This window comes from Citrobacter sedlakii NBRC 105722 (assembly GCF_000759835.1).
Taxonomy (GTDB): Bacteria; Pseudomonadota; Gammaproteobacteria; order Enterobacterales; family Enterobacteriaceae; genus Citrobacter_A; species Citrobacter_A sedlakii.
Genome location: NZ_BBNB01000010.1, coordinates 91091 through 111229 on the forward strand (window position 1 = coordinate 91091; position 20139 = coordinate 111229).

General features: G+C 55.3%; 15 protein-coding genes. 9 read left to right on the forward strand and 6 right to left on the reverse strand.

Annotation, left to right across the window (positions count from 1 at the left end; genetic code table 11):
* Positions 1–385: 385 nt before the first annotated feature.
* Positions 386–1972 carry a DUF3300 domain-containing protein gene (locus CSE01S_RS14765; protein WP_042289995.1) on the forward strand — a complete coding sequence of 529 codons (1587 nt, stop codon included), beginning with the start codon at positions 386–388 and terminating at the stop codon, positions 1970–1972.
* A 12-nt stretch (positions 1973–1984) separates the two neighbouring features.
* The gene (locus CSE01S_RS14770) at positions 1985–2776 is read left to right on the forward strand and encodes a DUF2950 family protein (RefSeq protein WP_042289997.1); all 792 of its coding nucleotides are present in this window, start codon (positions 1985–1987) and stop codon (positions 2774–2776) included.
* Positions 2777–2860: 84 nt separating this feature from the next.
* Here CSE01S_RS14770 and lpdA read toward each other — a convergent pair whose 3' ends face one another.
* The 4 genes from lpdA to pdhR all read right to left on the reverse strand — a co-directional run bounded on the left by lpdA (position 2861) and on the right by pdhR (position 9957).
* Positions 2861–4285 (reverse strand): dihydrolipoyl dehydrogenase, encoded by a 1425-nt coding sequence (gene lpdA, locus CSE01S_RS14775; RefSeq protein ID WP_042290330.1) that lies wholly within the window; start codon positions 4283–4285, stop codon positions 2861–2863.
* Between the two features lie 199 nt (positions 4286–4484).
* Positions 4485–6356, reverse strand: coding sequence for a pyruvate dehydrogenase complex dihydrolipoyllysine-residue acetyltransferase (gene aceF / locus CSE01S_RS14780; protein ID WP_042289999.1), 1872 nt, complete (start codon positions 6354–6356; stop codon positions 4485–4487).
* A 14-nt stretch (positions 6357–6370) separates the two neighbouring features.
* Entirely contained in the window at positions 6371–9034 is a 2664-nt protein-coding gene (gene aceE, locus CSE01S_RS14785; RefSeq protein WP_042290001.1) for a pyruvate dehydrogenase (acetyl-transferring), homodimeric type, read from the reverse strand.
* Between the two features lie 158 nt (positions 9035–9192).
* A complete protein-coding gene (gene pdhR, locus CSE01S_RS14790; RefSeq protein ID WP_042290003.1) occupies positions 9193–9957 on the reverse strand; it encodes a pyruvate dehydrogenase complex transcriptional repressor PdhR in 765 nt (254 codons plus the stop codon).
* A gap of 562 nt (positions 9958–10519) precedes the next feature.
* Here pdhR and aroP point away from each other — a divergent pair.
* From aroP to CSE01S_RS14805, 3 genes are all read left to right on the forward strand, one after another.
* A complete protein-coding gene (gene aroP, locus CSE01S_RS14795; protein ID WP_120714903.1) occupies positions 10520–11893 on the forward strand; it encodes an aromatic amino acid transporter AroP in 1374 nt (457 codons plus the stop codon).
* Positions 11894–12051: 158 nt separating this feature from the next.
* Positions 12052–13458: a glycoside-pentoside-hexuronide (GPH):cation symporter gene (locus CSE01S_RS14800; RefSeq protein ID WP_042290006.1), complete on the forward strand. Its 1407-nt coding sequence runs from the start codon at positions 12052–12054 to the stop codon at positions 13456–13458.
* Positions 13458–14408: a glycoside hydrolase family 43 protein gene (locus CSE01S_RS14805; RefSeq protein ID WP_042290009.1), complete on the forward strand. Its 951-nt coding sequence runs from the start codon at positions 13458–13460 to the stop codon at positions 14406–14408. The genes CSE01S_RS14800 and CSE01S_RS14805 overlap by 1 nt, the downstream gene beginning before the upstream one ends.
* 77 nt (positions 14409–14485) lie before the next feature.
* Here the strand turns inward: CSE01S_RS14805 and ampE are convergent, their stop codons facing one another.
* Together ampE and ampD are read right to left on the reverse strand one after the other, a co-directional pair.
* Positions 14486–15340: a beta-lactamase regulator AmpE gene (gene ampE / locus CSE01S_RS14810; RefSeq protein WP_042290012.1), complete on the reverse strand. Its 855-nt coding sequence runs from the start codon at positions 15338–15340 to the stop codon at positions 14486–14488.
* Positions 15337–15900: a 1,6-anhydro-N-acetylmuramyl-L-alanine amidase AmpD gene (ampD, locus tag CSE01S_RS14815; RefSeq protein WP_042290014.1), complete on the reverse strand. Its 564-nt coding sequence runs from the start codon at positions 15898–15900 to the stop codon at positions 15337–15339. Before ampD ends, ampE begins: the two co-directional genes overlap by 4 nt.
* An 87-nt stretch (positions 15901–15987) precedes the next feature.
* Between ampD and nadC the strand changes: the two genes are divergently transcribed.
* From nadC to hofC, 4 genes are all read left to right on the forward strand, one after another.
* Positions 15988–16881, forward strand: a complete 894-nt coding sequence (gene nadC, locus CSE01S_RS14820; protein ID WP_042290017.1) for a carboxylating nicotinate-nucleotide diphosphorylase — start codon at positions 15988–15990, stop codon at positions 16879–16881.
* Between the two features lie 192 nt (positions 16882–17073).
* The gene (gene ppdD / locus CSE01S_RS14825; protein WP_042290020.1) at positions 17074–17511 is read left to right on the forward strand and encodes a prepilin peptidase-dependent pilin; all 438 of its coding nucleotides are present in this window, start codon (positions 17074–17076) and stop codon (positions 17509–17511) included.
* A gap of 9 nt (positions 17512–17520) precedes the next feature.
* Positions 17521–18906 carry a type II secretion system protein GspE gene (gene gspE, locus CSE01S_RS14830; protein WP_042290022.1) on the forward strand — a complete coding sequence of 462 codons (1386 nt, stop codon included), beginning with the start codon at positions 17521–17523 and terminating at the stop codon, positions 18904–18906.
* On the forward strand, positions 18896–20098 hold the full coding sequence (hofC, locus tag CSE01S_RS14835; protein ID WP_042290024.1) for a protein transport protein HofC: 1203 nt from the start codon (positions 18896–18898) through the stop codon (positions 20096–20098). The genes gspE and hofC overlap by 11 nt, the downstream gene beginning before the upstream one ends.
* Positions 20099–20139: the final 41 nt, after the last annotated feature.

Genomic DNA, 20139 nt, shown 5'->3' on the forward strand with positions numbered 1-20139 from the left:
TCTCATTGTCATAGTGCGGCGCTTTTATCGATGGGCGATTTTCTTCACGCTCCTGTGAGACAGCAGTTAGTAGGGTAAATGCCCGGTACCGCAACGGGCAGAATAACAGGATTTTAGTGGGGTGTTAATCTGTTTACAAAAAAGCAACATAAAAAAGTGGCTGAATCGTTAAGGATGGTCTAATGCGCTTTTCGGTATCCCTTAAAGGGCAGGAAGCACTGTTACGAATGGACACATTATTTTCGATTTTAATAATCACTCAGCTGTAACGATCCCAAGATTAGTCAAAAATTAAACTATCGTCTCTTTATACTCACGCAACACTGCACCTGCGGGTGGCAGCAATTCGACCATAGCGATTTCTTCAGGAATCGGGAGTAAGAAAATGACGTTGCCCTTCAAACCCCACGTGCTGGCGCTGGTCTGTAGCGCTGGGTTATTCGCCGCATCTGGCGTGATGTATGTAAAAAGCCGGACGCCAGAAGCCCCCACTCAGCCGGTTCCTGTCACCGCGTCTGCGCCTGCTCCCGCCGCGCCGGTGGCGAAACCCACATTTACCACCGCGCAAATCGATCAATGGGTCGCCCCCGTGGCGCTGTATCCCGATCCGCTGCTGTCCCAGGTGTTAATGGCCGCCACCTACCCGGCAAACGTGGTGCAGGCGGTACAATGGTCGCGTGATAATCCCACGTTGCAGGGCGATGCTGCGATTCAGGCCGTTTCCGGACAACCCTGGGACCCGAGCGTGAAATCACTGGTGGCGTTTCCGCAACTGATGGCGTTGATGGGAGAAAACCCGGAATGGGTGCAAAATCTGGGCGACGCCTTTCTGGCGCAACCGCAGGATGTGATGGATGCGGTACAGCGACTGCGTCAACTGGCGCAGCAGACGGGTTCACTGAAATCCACGCCGCAGCAAACCGTCACCAGTACGCCAAAGAAAAACGTCGCCACACAGGCCTCGTCAACGTCCCAGACCACGAACGTGCAGTCGACCACGCCGACGGTCATTAAAATTGAACCGGCAGACCCGCAGGTCGTCTACGTACCCAACTACAACCCCACAACGGTGTACGGCGCCTGGCCAAATACGGCTTATCCGCCCGTCTACCTGCCGCCGCCTCCGGGAGAGCAGTTCGCCAGCAGCTTTGTACGAGGCTTCGGTTACAGCCTCGGCGTTGCCACCACTTACGCGCTGTTCAGCAATATTGACTGGGACGACGACGATGACCACCACCATGATGACGATCATCACCATCATGATGATGGTGACTCTCATCATGACGGTTATCAGCATAACGGCGATAACATCAACATTAACGTTAACAACTTCAACCGTATCACCGGGCAGAACCTGAAAGAACAGAATCTGACCTGGCGCCATAATCCGGCATACCGTGACGGCGTTCCCTACCGCAACAGCGCCACCGCACAGCGTTTTCATCAGACCAGCGTCAGCGGTGGGTTAAGCGCAACGCCGCAGCCCGCTCCAGCCAGCCGTGACAGCCAGCGCCAGGCGGCAATGGCGCAGTTGCAACAGCGTCAGACATCTTCACGTGACGTCCAGCGTAACGCCGCCTCGCAGCAGTTAAACCAGATTGCCCAGCGCAATAATTACCGCGGCTACGATACGGATCGCGCCAGCGCTCATCACCAGACGGTACATAAACCGACAGTTGGGCAGCAGCAACAGCACCGTGAAGCGCGTAAAACGAAGGTACAGCAGCACCCGCTTTCAGAACAGCAGAGGGACAACGCGCGTCAGCGAATCGCCTCCGCCACGCCTGAGCAGCGCCAGACGTTCCGGCAACATCATGCCAATGTGTTTAGCGGCAACGACAGCCGTTCGCCAGACTGGCAATCGCAGCAGCGACGCGGTCAGGAAAGCCGTCGTATCAGCCACTTAAGCGATGAGCAGCGCGCCACCGCGCGTGAACATATATCTGAGCATCATGAATTTCGTCGTCGTTGATCGGAGCCGATAATGAAAAATATCTTGTTTAGCGCCCTTCTGTTCTCCCTGCCGCTGATGGGCTATGCGCAGCAGAACTTCGCCTCGCCGGACGAGGCGGCCAACGCCTTCGCCTCCGCAATCGCCAGTAAAAACGACACGCAGCTCACCGCGCTTTTAGGGGATAACTGGCGGCAATTTCTCCCGCCGGAGGGCGCCGACCCGGAAGCGGTCGCGCGTTTTAACCGCGACTGGAAAATCAGCCATCAGGTGGTGCAAAACAACAACGTTGCGCATCTGAACGTGGGGAAAGAAGGCTGGCAGCTTCCTGTTCCTGTCGTGAGGTCCGCAGCGGGATGGCATTTCGATATGGCCGCCGCGCAGGAAGAGATCCTCACGCGCGCCATTGGCCGTAATGAGCTATCGGCTATTCAGGCCATGCGTGCCTACGTGGATGCCCAGTATGATTACTGGCAGCGCAAGCAGATGTTCGCGACCAGACTGATCAGCAGCGAAGGTCAGCAGGATGGGCTTTACTGGCCAACGCGGCCAGGCGAAAGGCCCAGCCCGTTAGGCCCGGCGTTCAGTTCCGATCGTCACGCCGAGGGTTACCATGGTTATCGGTTCCGCGTAATTGCCAACGACAACAATAAAGGTTTTGCCCTTCTGGCCTGGCCCGTCTCGTGGGGGGAGACAGGGGTCATGAGCTTTATGGTGAATCAGGATGATCGGGTGTATCAGGCTGATTTAGGGAAAGAGACGGAGAAGCGCGTTACGGCAATAAATCAATACAGTGAAGATGAACCATGGAAGCCTGTTGACTAGCAGACACAAAAAAGCGGCTTACAAGCCGCTTTTTATTTGCCCGACGGCACGTTGCTTATCGGGCTTACAATCGAACCGGGAAGATTATTTCTTCTTCGCTTTCGGGTTCGGCAGGTCGGTGATGCTGCCTTCGAACACCTCAGCCGCCAGCCCCACGGATTCGTGCAGCGTCGGGTGAGCATGGATGGTCAACGCGATGTCTTCCGCGTCGCAGCCCATTTCGATCGCCAGACCGATTTCACCCAGCAGCTCGCCGCCGTTAGTACCGACAATCGCACCACCAATGACACGATGAGACTCTTTGTCGAAAATCAGCTTGGTCATGCCGTCCGCGCAGTCGGAAGCGATAGCACGGCCAGAAGCAGCCCACGGGAAGGTGGCGGTTTCGTAGCTGATGCCTTTCTCTTTCGCTTCTTTCTCGGTCAGACCGACCCACGCCACTTCTGGTTCAGTGTAGGCGATGGACGGAATCACTTTCGGGTCGAAGTAGTGTTTCTTGCCGGCGATAACTTCAGCGGCAACATGGCCTTCATGGACGCCTTTGTGCGCCAGCATCGGCTGACCGACAATATCGCCGATAGCGAAGATGTGCGGCACGTTAGTGCGCAGCTGTTTGTCAACGCGGATAAAGCCACGGTCGTCCACTTCCACGCCCGCTTTACCGGCGTCAAGGTTTTTACCGTTCGGCACACGGCCAATCGCTACCAGCACCGCGTCGTAACGCTGGGCTTCAGCAGGCGCTTTTTTGCCTTCCATGGAAACGTAGATACCGTCTTCTTTCGCTTCAACGGCAGTCACTTTGGTTTCCAGCATCAGGTTGAATTTCTTGCTGATGCGCTTGGTGAAGACTTTAACGATATCTTTGTCAGCCGCCGGGATCACCTGGTCGAACATTTCAACCACGTCAATCTCTGAACCCAGCGCATGGTACACGGTTCCCATTTCCAGGCCGATGATACCGCCGCCCATAACCAGCAGGCGTTTAGGAACGGTTTTCAGTTCCAGAGCGTCAGTGGAATCCCAGACGCGTGGATCTTCATGCGGAATAAACGGCAGTTGGATCGGACGGGAACCCGCCGCGATGATCGCGTTGTCGAAGTTGATTACGGTTTTGCCGTTTTCACCTTCCACTTCCAGGGTGTTCGCCCCGGTAAATTTACCCAGGCCGTTGACCACTTTCACTTTACGGCCTTTGGCCATACCCGCCAGACCACCGGTCAGCTGAGTGATAACTTTCTCTTTCCAGGTACGAATCTTGTCGATATCGGTTTTCGGCTCACCGAAGACGATACCGTGTTCAGCCAGCGCTTTGGCTTCTTCGATCACTTTCGCAACGTGCAGCAGCGCTTTAGAAGGGATACAGCCGACGTTCAGACAGACACCACCGAGGGTGTTGTAACGTTCTACGATTACGGTTTCCAGACCTAAATCAGCGCAACGGAAGGCTGCAGAGTAACCTGCCGGGCCTGCCCCAAGTACCACGACCTGAGTTTTGATTTCAGTACTCATCATGACCTCTTAATTGATTTCCGGCGATCCCTGGTCTTGTCGCCCATCGTCCACCGGGTCGTTCTATCCGCCCGTATTTTACAAAATTGTTAACAATTTTGAAACAACAAAACGGCAACGATTTATCTTTAGCACCAATAACCCCAATGACAACATGAGATTACCAGAAAAAAGCCGGCCGTCGGGCCGGCTTTTTTGCTTACATCACCAGACGGCGAATGTCAGACAGCATATTGTTAATGATGGTAATGAAACGCGCACCATCAGCACCGTCGATCACACGGTGGTCGAAGGAGAGAGAGATCGGCATCATCAGACGCGGCACAAACTCTTTACCGTTCCAGACCGGCTCCATCGCAGACTTGGAAACGCCAAGGATAGCGACTTCCGGCGCGTTGACGATCGGCGCGAAATGGGTGGTGCCCAGGCCGCCGATGCTGGAGATGGTGAAGCAACCGCCCTGCATTTCGCCCGCAGTCAGTTTGCCGTCACGCGCTTTCTTCGAGATCGTGGTCAGTTCACGGGAAAGCTCAGTCACGCTCTTCTTGTTCACGTCTTTAAAGACCGGAACCACCAGACCGTTCGGGGTATCAACCGCAACACCGATGTTGATGTATTTCTTCAGCGTCAGGCGCTGACCGTCTTCAGACAGTGAGCTGTTGAAGCGTGGCATCTGCTCAAGCGCAGCAGCAACGGCTTTCATGATGAACACAACCGGCGTGTATTTGACGTCCAGTTTGCGTTTTTCAGCTTCAGCGTTTTGCTGTTTACGGAACGCTTCCAGATCGGTGATATCGGTCTTGTCGAAGTGCGTAACGTGCGGGATCATCACCCAGTTACGGCTCAGGTTCGCACCAGAGATTTTCTGGATACGGCCCAGTTCCACTTCTTCAATTTCACCGAACTTGCTGAAGTCCACTTTCGGCCATGGCAGCATGCCCGGGATACCGCCGCCAGCGGCTGCAGCAGGTGCAGCTTCAGCGCGTTTCACCGCGTCTTTCACGTAAGCCTGAACGTCTTCGCGCAGGATACGACCTTTACGGCCTGTACCCTTCACTTTCGCCAGATTCACGCCGAATTCGCGCGCCAGGCGGCGAATCAGCGGGGTGGCATGGACGTAAGCGTCGTTCTCAGCGAACTCGGATTTGCCTTCCGCTTTTGCCGCAGGCGCCGCAGCAGGGGCTTCAGCTTTCGCCGCCGGCGCTGCCGCTTCCTGCTTAGCCGGAGCCGCAGCAGGTGCCGCGCCTTCCACTTCGAAGACCATAATCAGAGAACCGGTTTTGACTTTGTCGCCGGTGCTGATTTTGATTTCTTTAACGGTACCCGCGAACGGCGCCGGTACTTCCATCGAAGCCTTGTCACCTTCTACGGTGATCAGGGACTGCTCGGCTTCAACCTTGTCGCCGACCTTGACCATCACTTCGGTCACTTCAACTTCGTCACCGCCGATGTCCGGTACGTTAACGTCTTTCGCGCCGCCAGCCGCAGCCGGAGCCGCTTCCGCTTTTGCTGGCGCCGCAGCGCCTTCAGCACCCGCCACCTCGAAGACCATGATCAGAGAGCCAGTGGACACTTTGTCACCGGTGTTGATCTTAATCTCTTTCACGGTACCTGCGAACGGCGCCGGTACTTCCATCGAAGCTTTGTCGCCTTCAACGGTGATCAGAGACTGTTCCGCCGCAACGGTGTCGCCCACTTTGACCATGATTTCGGTGACTTCAACTTCATCACCGCCGATGTCCGGCACGTGAACGTCTTTCGCTGCCGCTGCAGCAGGCGCCGCCGGGGCCGCTTCTTTCTTCTCTTCTGCCGGAGCAGGCGCAGCGTCAGCTGCACCGTCGGCGGAATCGAAAATCATGATCAGTTTGCCGGTCTCGGTTTTGTCGCCAACGGAGACTTTGATCTCTTTGACGATGCCAGCCTGCGGAGACGGAACTTCCATAGAGGCTTTGTCGCCTTCTACGGTGATCAGCGACTGTTCAGCTTCAACTTTGTCGCCAACCTTGACCAGGATCTCGGTGATTTCAACTTCATCTGCCCCGATGTCCGGTACTTTGATTTCGATAGCCATTATTCTTTTACCTCTTACGCCAGACGCGGGTTAACTTTTTCTGCATCGATGTTGAATTTGGTAATTGCATCCGCAACCACTTTCTTATCGATTTCGCCACGTTTAGCCAGTTCGCCCAGTGCCGCTACCACCACGTAGGACGCATCCACTTCGAAGTGATGACGCAGGTTTTCACGGCTGTCAGAGCGACCGAAACCGTCGGTACCCAGTACGCGGTAATCATCTGCCGGTACATAAGTACGAACCTGTTCAGCAAACAGTTTCATATAGTCAGTTGATGCGACAGCCGGTGCGTCGTTCATCACCTGAGCGATGTACGGTACGCGCGGGGTTTCCAGCGGGTGCAGCATGTTCCAGCGCTCACAATCCTGGCCGTCACGCGCCAGTTCGGTGAAGGAGGTCACGCTGTATACATCAGAACCCACGCCGTAATCTTTCGCCAGGATCTCTGCCGCTTCACGGACGTGACGCAGGATAGAACCTGAGCCTAAGAGCTGAACTTTACCTTTGCTACCTTCGAGGGTGTCGAGTTTATAGATACCTTTGCGGATACCTTCCTCAGCGCCTTCCGGCATAGCCGGCATGTGGTAGTTTTCGTTCAGCGTGGTGATGTAATAGTAAACGTTCTCTTGTTTTTCACCGTACATGCGCTCCAGACCGTCATGCATGATGACCGCCACTTCGTATGCGTAAGCCGGATCGTAAGAGATACAGTTCGGGATAGTCAGAGACTGAATATGGCTGTGACCATCTTCATGCTGCAAACCTTCGCCGTTCAGGGTCGTACGACCGGAAGTACCGCCAATCAGGAAGCCGCGCGCCTGCTGGTCGCCCGCTGCCCAGCACAGGTCGCCGATACGCTGGAACCCGAACATGGAGTAATAGATGTAGAACGGGATCATCGGCAGATCGTTAGTGCTGTAAGAGGTCGCAGCCGCCAGCCAGGAAGAACCTGCGCCCAGCTCGTTGATACCTTCCTGCAGGATCTGACCTTTCTCATCTTCTTTGTAGTACGCAACCTGCTCACGGTCCTGCGGGGTGTACTGCTGGCCGTTCGGGCTGTAAATACCGATCTGACGGAAGAGACCTTCCATACCAAAGGTACGCGCTTCGTCGGCGATGATCGGAACCAGACGATCTTTGATCGACTTGTTCTTCAGCATCACGTTCAGGGCGCGAACGAAAGCGATAGTGGTGGAGATCTCTTTGTTCTGCTCTTCCAGCAGCGCGCCAAAATCTTCCAGGGTCGGCAGCTCCAGCTTCTCGGTGAAGTTCGGCTGGCGGCTCGGCAGGTAGCCGTGCAGCGCCTGACGACGTTCGTGCAGGTACTTGTGCTCTTCAGAACCTTCCGGGAAGGTGATGTACGGCAGTTTTTCAATGTCAGCATCGGATACCGGCACGTTGAAACGATCGCGGACGTAGCGAACGCCGTCCATGTTCATTTTCTTCACCTGGTGGGCGATGTTTTTACCTTCGGCAGAGTCGCCCATGCCGTAACCCTTAATGGTATGGGCGAGGATGACAGTCGCTTTGCCTTTGGTTTCCTGCGCTTTTTTCAGTGCAGCGTAGACTTTCTTCGGATCGTGACCGCCACGGTTCAGGGCCCAGATCTGCTCATCAGTCCAGTCTGCCACCAGCGCGGCGGTTTCCGGATACTTGCCGAAGAAGTGCTCACGCACGTAAGCACCGTCTTTTGATTTGAAGGTCTGGTAGTCGCCGTCAACGGTTTCGTTCATCAGTTGGATCAGCTTACCGCTGGTATCTTTACGCAGCAGCTCATCCCAACGACCGCCCCACATGACTTTAATCACGTTCCAGCCCGCGCCGTCGAAGATGCCTTCCAGTTCGTTAACGATTTTGCCGTTACCGGTGACCGGGCCGTCCAGGCGCTGCAGGTTACAGTTGATGATGAAGACCAGGTTGTCCAGTTTTTCGCGGGTCGCGATGGTGATAGCGCCTTTGGATTCCGGCTCGTCCATTTCACCGTCGCCCAGGAAGGCGTAAACGGTCTGTTTGGAGGTGTCTTTCAGGCCACGGTGTTCCAGATATTTCAGGAATTTAGCCTGGTAAATAGCGCCGATTGGACCCAGCCCCATAGAGACGGTCGGGAACTGCCAGAATTCCGGCATCAGTTTCGGGTGCGGGTAGGAAGACAGGCCGTTGCCATGCACTTCCTGACGGAAGTTATCCATCTGCTCTTCGGTCAGACGGCCTTCCAGGAATGCGCGTGCGTAAACGCCCGGCGAGATGTGGCCCTGGAAATACACCAGGTCGCCGCCATCCTGCTCGTTGCGGGCGCGGAAGAAGTGGTTGAAGCAAACGTCATATACGGTTGCGGAAGACTGGAAGGATGCCATGTGGCCGCCCAGCTCGAGGTCTTTTTTAGACGCACGCAGTACCGTCATGATGGCGTTCCAGCGGATAGCAGAACGAATACGACGCTCCAGCTCCAGATTGCCCGGGTATTCCGGTTCATCTTCAACGGCAATAGTGTTGATGTAATTGCTTGCCCCTGCACCTGCCGCCACTTTCACGCCGCCTTTGCGGGCTTCGGAAAGCAGTTGGTCGATCAGATACTGAGCGCGCTCAACACCTTCTTCACGGATGACCGATTCGATCGCCTGTAGCCAGTCGCGAGTTTCGATCGGATCCACGTCATTTGGGAAACGTTCTGACATGGGTTATTCCTTATCTATCTAATACGTTGAGTTATCTGGAACCTGTCCCATTAAACTTTCGTCGGAAAGCTTAATAAGACAGGTTCTGCGTTTAGTTGCCGCGCACATTTTTGCGCTTTATTAACAACATCTTCTGGTAAACGAGCTGCCAGAAAAAACTAATTCTTGCGCTGTTCCAGACGGCGTAAGGCGCGTTCACGACGACTTTCCTCACGGCTTCTGTCCAGCAATATCTCTTCGATAAACGCCAGGTGGCGATGCGATGCTTCGCGCGCCTCCTCGGGGTTACCGGCCATGATCGCTTCGAAAATACGGGTGCGGTGACTGCTCACCAGCGGAAGCATCTCGCGACGCGAATAGAGTAATTCGAAGTTTTGCCGGACATTCTGGGCCAACATCGGCTCCATACACCTTAGCAGATGGAGCAAAACCACATTGTGTGCCGCTTCGGTGACAGCAATTTGATATTGCAGAACCGCATCGGACTCAGCGTCCAGGTCACCCGACTCCTGCGCCAGCTCAATCGCATGGTGCAGTTCGCGAATCCGCGTTTTATCTTCGTCCGTGCTGCGCAGCGCCGCGTAATAGGCCGCAATGCCTTCCAGCGCGTGGCGCGTCTCGAGCAGGTCAAACTGGGATTCAGGATGATCGGAGAGCAATTCTACCAGTGGGTCGCTGAAGCTCTGCCACAGGCTGCTCTGAACAAAAGTGCCGCCGCCCTGGCGACGAAGCAACAGGCCCTTCGCTTCGAGACGTTGGATCGCCTCACGCAGGGAGGGACGGGAGACGTCGAACTGTTTCGCCAGTTCGCGTTCCGGTGGGAGTTTTTCGCCGGGGCGCAAGGTGCCCTCAAGAATCAAAAACTCCAGCTGTTGCTCAATCACATCGGATAATTTTGGTTGGCGGATTTTGCTGTAGGCCATGATGTCCTGTCTTAAGCCATTTGCCCGGAGTCAATTGGTCTTACCAATTTCATGTCTGTGACGCTAAAGTAACAAAGTATTCACCTTCTGTCCATACAGGTTTTGATTGAAATCAGGAAACCACGCACATTTTAACAACATTACAGAAATAACGTTTCAAACATGTAACTATGCACAAATGTTAAATTTACCGCCCCCGCGCCAGTTTTAACCTTATTGAAACGAAATAAAATCCAAATTGAACCGATTCACTCGCATATTCATGCAAATAAAATAAATCAATACGCAATCTGTTGGGCTGAGATATGGCGTGTGAGATTAACGAAGGGCTGTTACATCTGCTTTCTTTTTATGCAACTCGTCATCAACCATTCATAAAGCAGGTGCATTCGCCTGCGCATACCATTATTCTTATCCAGACAAAAGAGTTCCGGCGATATTTCATTAAACACAACTGTAAACAAAAAAATACATCAAACGGAATTGTTAACTTACACACGCATCCTGCGTCGTTACTACATAAACGCTCATCACAGAAAGAGCGCACCACACACGAGGTTTCATGATGGACAGTCAGCAGCACGGCGAGCAGCTTAAGCGCGGGCTAAAAAACCGCCATATCCAGCTAATCGCGCTGGGCGGCGCAATCGGGACAGGCCTGTTCCTGGGAAGCGCCTCCGTTATCCAGTCAGCCGGTCCCGGTATCATTCTGGGTTATGCGATCGCAGGGTTTATCGCTTTTCTGATCATGCGTCAGTTAGGGGAAATGGTTGTGGAGGAGCCGGTTGCCGGTTCGTTCAGCCACTTTGCCTATAAGTACTGGGGCAGTTTTGCCGGTTTTGCCTCCGGCTGGAATTACTGGGTGTTGTATGTGCTGGTCGCGATGGCGGAACTGACCGCCGTCGGTAAATACATCCAGTTCTGGTATCCGGAGATCCCGACCTGGGTCTCGGCGGCGGCTTTCTTTGTGCTGATCAACGCGATCAACCTGACCAACGTGAAAGTGTTTGGTGAAATGGAGTTCTGGTTCGCCATCATTAAAGTGATCGCCGTGGTGGCGATGATTCTGTTCGGCGGCTGGCTGCTGTTCAGCGGCAACGGCGGCCCGCAGGCTACCGTGCGCAACCTGTGGGAACAGGGCGGCTTCCTGCCGCATGGCTGGACCGGGCTGGTCATGATGATGGCGATCATTATGTTCTCCTTTGGAGGGCTTGAGCTGGTGGGGATCACCGCGGCGGAAGCCGATAACCCGGAGCAAAGCATTCCGAAAGCGACCAACCAGGTTATCTACCGTATTCTGATCTTCTATGTTGGCTCACTGGCAGTGCTGCTTTCCCTGCTGCCGTGGACGCGCGTAACCGCCGACACCAGCCCATTTGTCCTTATCTTCCACGAGCTGGGCGACACCTTTGTGGCGAATGCGCTGAACATCGTGGTGCTGACCGCGGCGCTGTCGGTGTATAACAGTTGCGTCTACTGCAACAGCCGAATGTTGTTTGGCCTTGCGCAGCAGGGTAACGCGCCAAAAGCGCTGCTTTCCGTCGACAAACGCGGCGTACCGGTCAATACCATTCTGGTTTCTGCGCTGGTCACCGCACTGTGCGTACTGATCAACTATATGGCCCCGGAATCAGCGTTCGGCCTGCTGATGGCGCTGGTGGTTTCCGCACTGGTCATTAACTGGGCGATGATTAGTCTGGCGCACATCAAGTTCCGTCGCGCGAAACAGCAACAGGGCGTTAAAACGCGCTTCCCGGCTCTGCTCTATCCGCTCGGAAACTGGGTCTGCCTGCTGTTTATGGCTGCGGTACTGGTAATTATGTTAATCACGCCGGGAATGGCGATCTCAGTCTATTTGATCCCCGTATGGCTGCTGGTCCTGGGCGTCGGTTATCTGTGCAAACAGAAAACGGCGAAGACCGCCAAAGCGCATTAATTCTCTTCCCCTCGCCCGCCCGCCGGGTGAGGGGTGTTATCTGCTTCACACTTTCCTGCCAATAGCTATTTCGTCCATATCAGCGGCGCTATCCTGCAACGCAATTATTCACTCGCAGACGAATAATTCACTCCATCACCTGATGGGGAGACGTCTCAATGGAAAAGGGTAAACTTTCGGTACGAGAGAAGATTGGTTATGGCATGGGCGACGCCGGATGTAACATCATCTTTGGCGCCATCATGTTGTTTGTTAACTATTTTTATACGGATATTTTTGGTCTGGCACCCGCATTGGTGGGCGTACTGTTACTGTCTGTGCGCGTCATTGACGCGGTCACCGACCCGGTGATGGGCGCCATCGCCGATCGCACCCAAAGTCAATATGGTCGTTTCCGCCCCTGGCTGCTGTGGATCGCTTTCCCCTATGCGCTGTTCAGTATCCTGATGTTCACCACCCCAGACTGGACGTATAACAGCAAGGTTATCTATGCGTTTGTCACCTATTTCCTGCTGTCGATCACTTATACCGCCATCAATATTCCCTATTGCTCGTTAGGCGGCGTGATCACCAACGATCCTAAAGAACGCGTGGCCTGCCAGTCTTATCGCTTTGTGTTAGTCGGTATCGCGACGTTGCTGCTGTCGCTTACGCTGCTGCCAATGGTCGACTGGTTTGGTGGCGGCGACAAAGCCAAAGGCTACCAGATGGCGATGACCGTGCTGGCGATTATCGGCATGTGTATGTTCCTGTTCTGCTTTGCCACCGTTCGCGAACGCGTCCGCCCTGCCGTTCCCACCCACGATGACATGAAAAATGATTTTAAAGACGTGTGGAAAAACGATCAGTGGGTGCGCATTTTGTTGCTGACGCTGTGCAATGTCTGCCCGGGCTTCATTCGGATGGCGGCGACCATGTACTACGTGACCTGGGTGATGGGACAAAGCACCCACTTCGCCACGCTGTTTATCAGCCTGGGCGTGGTTGGCATGATGATCGGCAGTATGCTGGCGAAAGTGCTGACCGACCGCTGGTGCAAGCTGAAAGTGTTCTTCTGGACCAACATCGCGCTGGCCCTCTTCTCTTGCGCGTTTTACTTCTTCGACCCGAAAGCCACCGCGTTGATTGTCGTGCTCTATTTCCTGCTGAATATTCTGCATCAGATCCCGTCGCCGCTGCACTGGTCGCTGATGGCGGACGTTGACGACTACGGCGAATGGAAAACCGGCAAACGTATCACCGGCATCAGCTTCTCCGGTAATCTCTTCTTCCTGAAGCTGGGCCTGGCGATCGCCGGGGCGATGGTAGGCTTTCTGCTCTCCTGGTATGGCTATGACGCTGGCGCGAAAACCCAGAGCGACACGGCAATCAACGGCATCGTACTGCTGTTTACGGTGATCCCGGGCGTCGGTTATCTCATTACTGCGGGCGTGGTTCGTCTGCTGAAAGTCGACCGTGAACTGATGAAACACATACAGGACGATCTGGAAAAGCGCCGCACCAATTACCGCGAGCTTAACGAATATCAGGAACTGAAAGCCGCTGAAAGCGTAAGGAAAGCCTAATGCAAGACTGGCCAAACCCCTTTATTGAGCAACGCGCCGATCCGTTTATTCTGCGAGACGGCTGCGACTACTACTTTATTGCCTCGGTGCCGGAATATGATCGGCTGGAAATCCGACGGGCGAACACCCTGGAGGGCCTGCGCAGCGCGGAACCGGTTATCGTCTGGCGTAAACCGGAAACCGGCCCGATGTGCGAGCTGATCTGGGCGCCGGAAATTCACCGCATCAACGGTAAGTGGTATATCTATTTCGCCGCTGCCCATACCCAGGCGCTCGACAAACTGGGGATGTTCCAGCACCGGATGTACGCGCTGGAATGTGCGGATGCCGACCCGCTCACTGGCGTCTGGTACGAAAAAGGCCAGATCAAAACGCCGTTTGACACGTTCGCGCTCGATGCCACTACCTTTCATCATCAGGGAAAACAGTGGTATCTGTGGGCGCAAAAATCCCCGCATATCGCCGGTAACTCCAACATCTATCTTGCCGAAATGGAAAACCCGTGGACCATTAAAGGCGAACCTGTGATGCTCAGCAAACCGGAATATGACTGGGAATGTCGGGGATTTTGGGTCAATGAAGGCCCGGCGGCGCTCACTCATGGCGATAAACTGTTTGTCAGCTACTCCGCCAGCGCGACGGATGAAAACTACTGCATGGGGCTTCTGTGGATTGATATGAATGCCGATCCGCGAAATCCGGCAAACTGGCGCAAATCGCCGCGTCCGGTCTTTACCACCAGCCACGAAAACCGTCAGTACGGCCCGGGCCATAATAGCTTTACGCAAACACCGGAAGGAGAAGATGTGCTGGTGTATCACGCACGCAACTACACCGAAATTGAAGGGGACCCGCTCTACGATCCCAACCGTCACACCCGCCTGAAGCGCGTTCGTTGGGATGAAAACGGGATGCCTGATTTTGGCGTGCCGCCAGCGGATACGATTTGAATACGTAGCCCGGTAGCGCAACGCTTACCGGGCGCCCCCTACCGGATAAGCGCAGCGCCATCCGGCAAAATCTGACGCTACACCAGCGCCCCGTAAATGGTCAGGAAAGCGATCGCCACTACCACCACCAGCGACGTTTTCTTGGCCATCGATACCGCCGCTTTCGGCGTCTCGACCTTATCGGTATGCGGTTCCCGCGCCAACGAGAACTGCGCCAGTCGGGTTAACACCTGGTACTGCGCGGTATGCATGTCGGCCAGCGAGGCAAACCACGCAGGAAGCGCTTTCTCTCCGTGCCCGATCAAGGCGTAAACCACGCCTGCCAGACGCACCGGGATCCAGTCCAGCACGTGAAGAATGGCGTCAATACCCGACTGCAAACGCTCATGCGGCGTCAGGTAACGCGCCAGCCACGACTGCCATGAGCGCAGAAAAGCATAGCCCATCAGCAGCACCGGCCCCCACTGACCGCCGACGATCAGCCAAAACAGAGGCGCAAGATAGAAACGGAAGTTAATCCACAGCAGCGCGTTTTGCAGTTCACGTAAAAACTCGCGCTCATCGCAATCCGGCGGGACGCCGTGGATCAGGGTGAGCTCACTGGCCATTGCTTTACGGGCGTGGGCGTCATCGCGCGAAGCCGCCTGGAGATAGGCGTGGTAATGCATCCGCACTTTCCCGGCGCCAATGCACAACAGCCCCAGCAGGATCCACGCCAAAATCGTCGGCACATTGAACAACAGCCCCTGAAGCGCGCGTAAAAGCAGGAATGCGACCGCCATCGCAATAAACGTCATCCCCAGCGTACGCGCCATCGAAAAACGCGTAATGCGCCGAAATAACGCTTCCAGGCGGTGATCGAGCTGCCAGTGCTCTCCCAGTTTGAACAGGCGCTCAACAAACAGCACCAGTAGAGTCGTAAACAGCGTCATGTCATCTCCTTATCTGACGAGGGGGTGACCAGAGCGCGAAACCTCGCCCAGTCAAAAGCGGGGCCGGGATCGGTCTTGCGATCAGGCGCAATATCACAATGTCCGGTTATGTTATCGGCAATCGCCGGGTAATACGTTATCAGCGTGCGCGTAATGGCCGCCAGCTGTTGGTACTGCGCATCGGTGTAGGCCAGCGTATCGGTGCCTTCCAGCTCAATGCCAATCGAAAAATCATTGCACCGCTCGCGACCCCGGTAACGGGAAACGCCAGCGTGCCACGCGCGTTTATCGAAAGGAACATACTGAACGATTTCACCGTCACGGCGAATCAGACAATGTGCGGAAACACGAAGATGCGCGATTTCCGCAAAAAAGGGGTGAGCGGTGGGATCAATTGTTCCAGTGAATAGCGTATCGATCCACGGGCCGCCAAATTCGCCGGGCGGCAGGCTGATATTGTGCACCACCAGCAGAGAAGGATGATCGTCATCCGGGCGGCAATCATAATGAGGAGAAGGGACGCGCCGCGCCTCTGCCAGCCAGCCCTTGTCTAACAACATGCAGGATCTCCTTTTGAGTGGTGCTTATAGCCGCTTCAGAGTAGCATGTTTCTACCTTATGATTCGTTAGCAATTTGGAGTTTTATCATGCCGCCTCGCCGTTATAACCCTGACTACCGACGTGACGCGCTGTTGGAACGCATTAATCTGGATATCCCTGCCACTGTCGCCCAGGCGCTGCGCGAAGATTTAGGTGGCGAAGTGGATGCCGGCAACGACATTACGGCACAACTTTTGCCGGAAAATACCCGCTCTCACGCGACCGTTATCACGCGTGAAAATGGCGTTTTTTGTGGCAAACGCTGGGTGGAAGAAGTGTTTATTCAGCTGACTGGCGATGATGTCACTGTTACCTGGCACGTCGATGACGGCGACAGCATTCTCGCGAATCAGCCGCTGTTCGAGCTGGACGGTCCTTCCCGGGTATTGCTCACGGGTGAGCGTACCGCGCTGAACTTCGTACAAACCCTTTCCGGCGTCGCGAGCGAAGTGCGTAAATATGTCGAACTGCTGGCGGGGACCAAAACTCAACTGCTGGACACACGTAAAACGCTGCCGGGACTGCGCACCGCATTGAAATACGCCGTGCTATGCGGCGGCGGCGCCAATCACCGCCTGGGCCTTTCCGATGCCTTTTTAATCAAAGAAAACCACATTATTGCTTCCGGATCCGTTCGTCAGGCGGTGGAAAAAGCCTTCTGGCTGCACCCGGATGTGCCGGTGGAAGTCGAAGTTGAAAATCTTGATGAGCTGGATGAAGCGCTGAAAGCGGGCGCAGACATCATCATGCTGGATAATTTTGAAACCGAGCAGATGCGTGAAGCGGTTAAACGCGCCAACGGGCAAGCGCGACTGGAAGTTTCCGGCAACGTGACGGACAAGACGCTGCGCGAATTTGCGCAAACCGGTGTCGATTTCATTTCCGTCGGCGCGCTCACTAAGCACGTGCGCGCGCTGGACCTTTCGATGCGTTTCCGTTAACCCTCTTTGCCCGGTGACGCTGTCGCTCACCGGGCCTGTCTGGCGCTTTTCTCGAGCCGCCTCGTAAATCCCTTGTCCTGTGATGAAACGCTGACAACTTCCTCTGAACCCTGATTCCCGTTTCTCTTTTTGATGCTCGCGTGTCTTTATCCCGTTTGCCAAAGTGACCGCCACTGACTCAAGGAGCGAACAATGGATAAACAACGTGGATTTACCCTGATCGAACTGATGGTGGTCATCGGCATTATCGCCATTCTCAGCGCCATCGGCATTCCGGCGTACCAAAACTATCTGCGCAAGGCCGCGCTAACGGACATGCTGCAAACATTTATTCCTTACCGCACTGCAGTCGAACTGTGCGCGCTTGAACATGGCGGCATCGTCACCTGCGATGGCGGAAGCAACGGCATCCCCTCACCCACTACAACGCGCTATGTCTCAGGAATGAGCGTGGCGAAGGGCGTGGTATCACTCAGTGGTCAGGAGAGCCTGAACGGTCTGAGCGTCACGATGACGCCGAACTGGGATAACGCAAACGGCATTACGGGCTGGACGCGTAACTGCACTATTCAGAATGACGGTGCGTTACAGCAGGCTTGTGAAGATGTTTTTCGTTTTGACGGCAACTAAGGAGCAGCGATGAATACCACTCAACTTACCGCCCTTTGTCAGCGTCATAACGGCATCTTACTTGATGCAGACAGTGACGTGGTACACGTCGCCGTCGTGGACGCGCCGTCTCATGAACTGCTCGACGCTTTGCATTTTGCGACGACAAAACGCATTGAGATCGCCTGCTGGACACGCCAGCAAATGGAAGGGCATTTGCATCATCCGCCACAAACGCTGCCTGCGGTCGTACCGGAAGCCAGCCTCAGCGCGGCAGCATTGCTGGATAAAACCCTTCAGGCGGCGATGACTAAACGCGCATCCGACATCCACATTGAGCCTGCGGAGCACCATTTCCGCATTCGACTGCGTGTTGACGGGGTGTTATACAACCTGCCCACTGTCGCCAAAGAAACGGGATTAGCCCTGACGGCCCGCCTGAAGGTGTTAGGTCAACTGGATATTGCTGAACACCGCCTGCCGCAGGATGGGCAGTTCACCGTCGGGCTGGCCGGTTCCACCGTCTCGTTTCGTATCGCCACGTTACCCTGTCGTCATGGCGAAAAGGTTGTTTTGCGTTTGTTGCACCAGGTTAGTCAGGCGCTGGATGTCACCGCCCTGGGGATGCATGACTCGCAGCTTTCGGCGTTCATTCATGCCTTGCAACAACCCCAGGGGCTGGTGCTGGTGACCGGACCGACGGGCAGCGGAAAGACGGTGACACTGTACAGCGCTCTCCAGATGCGAAACGCCACGGAGGTGAATCTGTGCAGCGTTGAAGATCCAGTGGAAATCCCGCTGGACGGCATCAACCAGACGCAGATCCATCCGCGTGCGGGGCTAACCTTTCAGGGCGTCTTACGGGCGCTGTTACGCCAGGATCCCGACGTCATTATGGTCGGAGAGATCCGCGACGGCGAAACAGCCGAAATCGCCATTAAAGCCGCGCAAACGGGTCATCTGGTGCTTTCCACGCTGCACACCAACTCCAGCTGCGAGGCACTGATCCGCTTGCAGCAAATGGGAGTGGCGCGCTGGATGCTCTCCTCCGCCTTAAATCTTGTGGCGGCGCAACGGCTGGTCAGAAAGCTCTGCCCTCACTGTCGACGGCTGACTGACGACCCGATCCGTTTGCCGCAGACATTATGCCCAACCGAGCTGCCGCGCTGGCAGGCGGTAGGCTGCGAGCACTGTTATCACGGCTTTTATGGGCGTACGGCGCTGTTTGAAGTTCTCCCCGTTACCGCTGAACTGCGCCAGCACATCGCCAGTGGCGCGCCCGTTGAAGCACTGGAAGGTTATGCCCGACAAGCCGGTATGCTCACGCTTTTTGAAAGCGGCTGCCGCGCCGTCGACCAGGGGTTAACGACCTTTGAAGAGCTGGTACGCATTCTGGGGATGCCCAATGAGCAGTAAAACGCTTTGGCGATGGCAAGGCATTGACAGCGATGGCTTACCTGGCGAGGGCGCATTATGGGCCGAAAGCCAGGCTTTACTGCTGCTGGCGCTCGAACAGCGCAAGATAACGCCACTGCGCGTGAAGCCGCTGCGCGTTAACCGCGCGCTGTGGCGCGCCGGGAGATGTTCGGAAGTGATTCATCAACTCGCCACGCTGCTGAAGGCGGGCCTGACGCTCTCCGACGGGCTGGCGCTTCTCGCCGGACAACAACCGGGAAAACAGTGGCAAGCGCTGTTGCAGAGCCTGGCGCACGAACTGGAGCAGGGTACGCCCCTCTCCAGCGCGCTGGCGCAATGGCCAGATGTTTTTCCTCCGCTGTATCAGGCGATGATTCGCACCGGTGAACTGACCGGAAAGCTCGACGAATGCTGCTTCGAACTGGCCCGGCAGCAAAACGCCCACAAACAGTTAAGCGATAAGATCAAGAAAGCGTTGCGTTATCCCTTTATCATTTTGGCGATGGCTTTCTTTGTGGTGCTGGCCATGTTGCACTTTGTCTTACCCGAGTTTGCCGCCATTTACCGGACCTTCAACACGCCCCTACCGGCGCTGACGCAGGGGATCATCACGTTCGCCGACTGGAGTGCAAACCAGGGCTGGTTGATTTTACTGCTGAGCGGCGGAGTCATTGCGGCAAACAGCGCAGTGAAGCATCGTTCCTCATGGCTGATAACGCGCCAGCGCTGGCTGCTGCGCATACCGGTAATGGGTCGCCTGCTCAGGGGGCAAAAACTCACGCAGATTTTTACCATTCTCGCGTTAACACAACGCGCAGGGATCGCATTTTTACCGGCGCTGGAGAGCGTACGGGAAAGCCTGCAATGTCCCTACTGGTCCCAGCGACTGGCGCAAGTCCAACGTGATATCAGTCACGGTCTTCCGGTCTGGCAGGCATTTCAAAATGCGCAAGTCTTCAGCCCGCTGTGCCTGCAACTGATTAGAACAGGAGAAGTTTCCGGTTCACTGGACACGATGCTGCATAATCTTGCCCGGCATCATAGTGAGAACACGCTGGCGCTGGCCGACAGTCTCGCCGCATTGCTGGAACCTGCTTTGCTGGTCATTACGGGGTTAATTATTGGCACGCTGGTGGTTGCCATGTATCTGCCGATATTCCATCTGGGGGATGCGATGAGCACAGTAGGCTGAAGCGATTGAAGAGCGGGAACAGAACTCAAAGCCGGATTAGG

Coding starts and splice junctions, on each gene's coding strand:
- CSE01S_RS14765 (WP_042289995.1), top strand. CDS start 386: ATGACGTTGCCCTTCAAACCCCACGTGCTGGCGCTGGTCTGTAGCGCT.
- CSE01S_RS14770 (WP_042289997.1), top strand. CDS start 1,985: ATGAAAAATATCTTGTTTAGCGCCCTTCTGTTCTCCCTGCCGCTGATG.
- lpdA (WP_042290330.1), bottom strand. CDS start 4,285: ATGAGTACTGAAATCAAAACTCAGGTCGTGGTACTTGGGGCAGGCCCG.
- aceF (WP_042289999.1), bottom strand. CDS start 6,356: ATGGCTATCGAAATCAAAGTACCGGACATCGGGGCAGATGAAGTTGAA.
- aceE (WP_042290001.1), bottom strand. CDS start 9,034: ATGTCAGAACGTTTCCCAAATGACGTGGATCCGATCGAAACTCGCGAC.
- pdhR (WP_042290003.1), bottom strand. CDS start 9,957: ATGGCCTACAGCAAAATCCGCCAACCAAAATTATCCGATGTGATTGAG.
- aroP (WP_120714903.1), top strand. CDS start 10,520: ATGATGGACAGTCAGCAGCACGGCGAGCAGCTTAAGCGCGGGCTAAAA.
- CSE01S_RS14800 (WP_042290006.1), top strand. CDS start 12,052: ATGGAAAAGGGTAAACTTTCGGTACGAGAGAAGATTGGTTATGGCATG.
- CSE01S_RS14805 (WP_042290009.1), top strand. CDS start 13,458: ATGCAAGACTGGCCAAACCCCTTTATTGAGCAACGCGCCGATCCGTTT.
- ampE (WP_042290012.1), bottom strand. CDS start 15,340: ATGACGCTGTTTACGACTCTACTGGTGCTGTTTGTTGAGCGCCTGTTC.
- ampD (WP_042290014.1), bottom strand. CDS start 15,900: ATGTTGTTAGACAAGGGCTGGCTGGCAGAGGCGCGGCGCGTCCCTTCT.
- nadC (WP_042290017.1), top strand. CDS start 15,988: ATGCCGCCTCGCCGTTATAACCCTGACTACCGACGTGACGCGCTGTTG.
- ppdD (WP_042290020.1), top strand. CDS start 17,074: ATGGATAAACAACGTGGATTTACCCTGATCGAACTGATGGTGGTCATC.
- gspE (WP_042290022.1), top strand. CDS start 17,521: ATGAATACCACTCAACTTACCGCCCTTTGTCAGCGTCATAACGGCATC.
- hofC (WP_042290024.1), top strand. CDS start 18,896: ATGAGCAGTAAAACGCTTTGGCGATGGCAAGGCATTGACAGCGATGGC.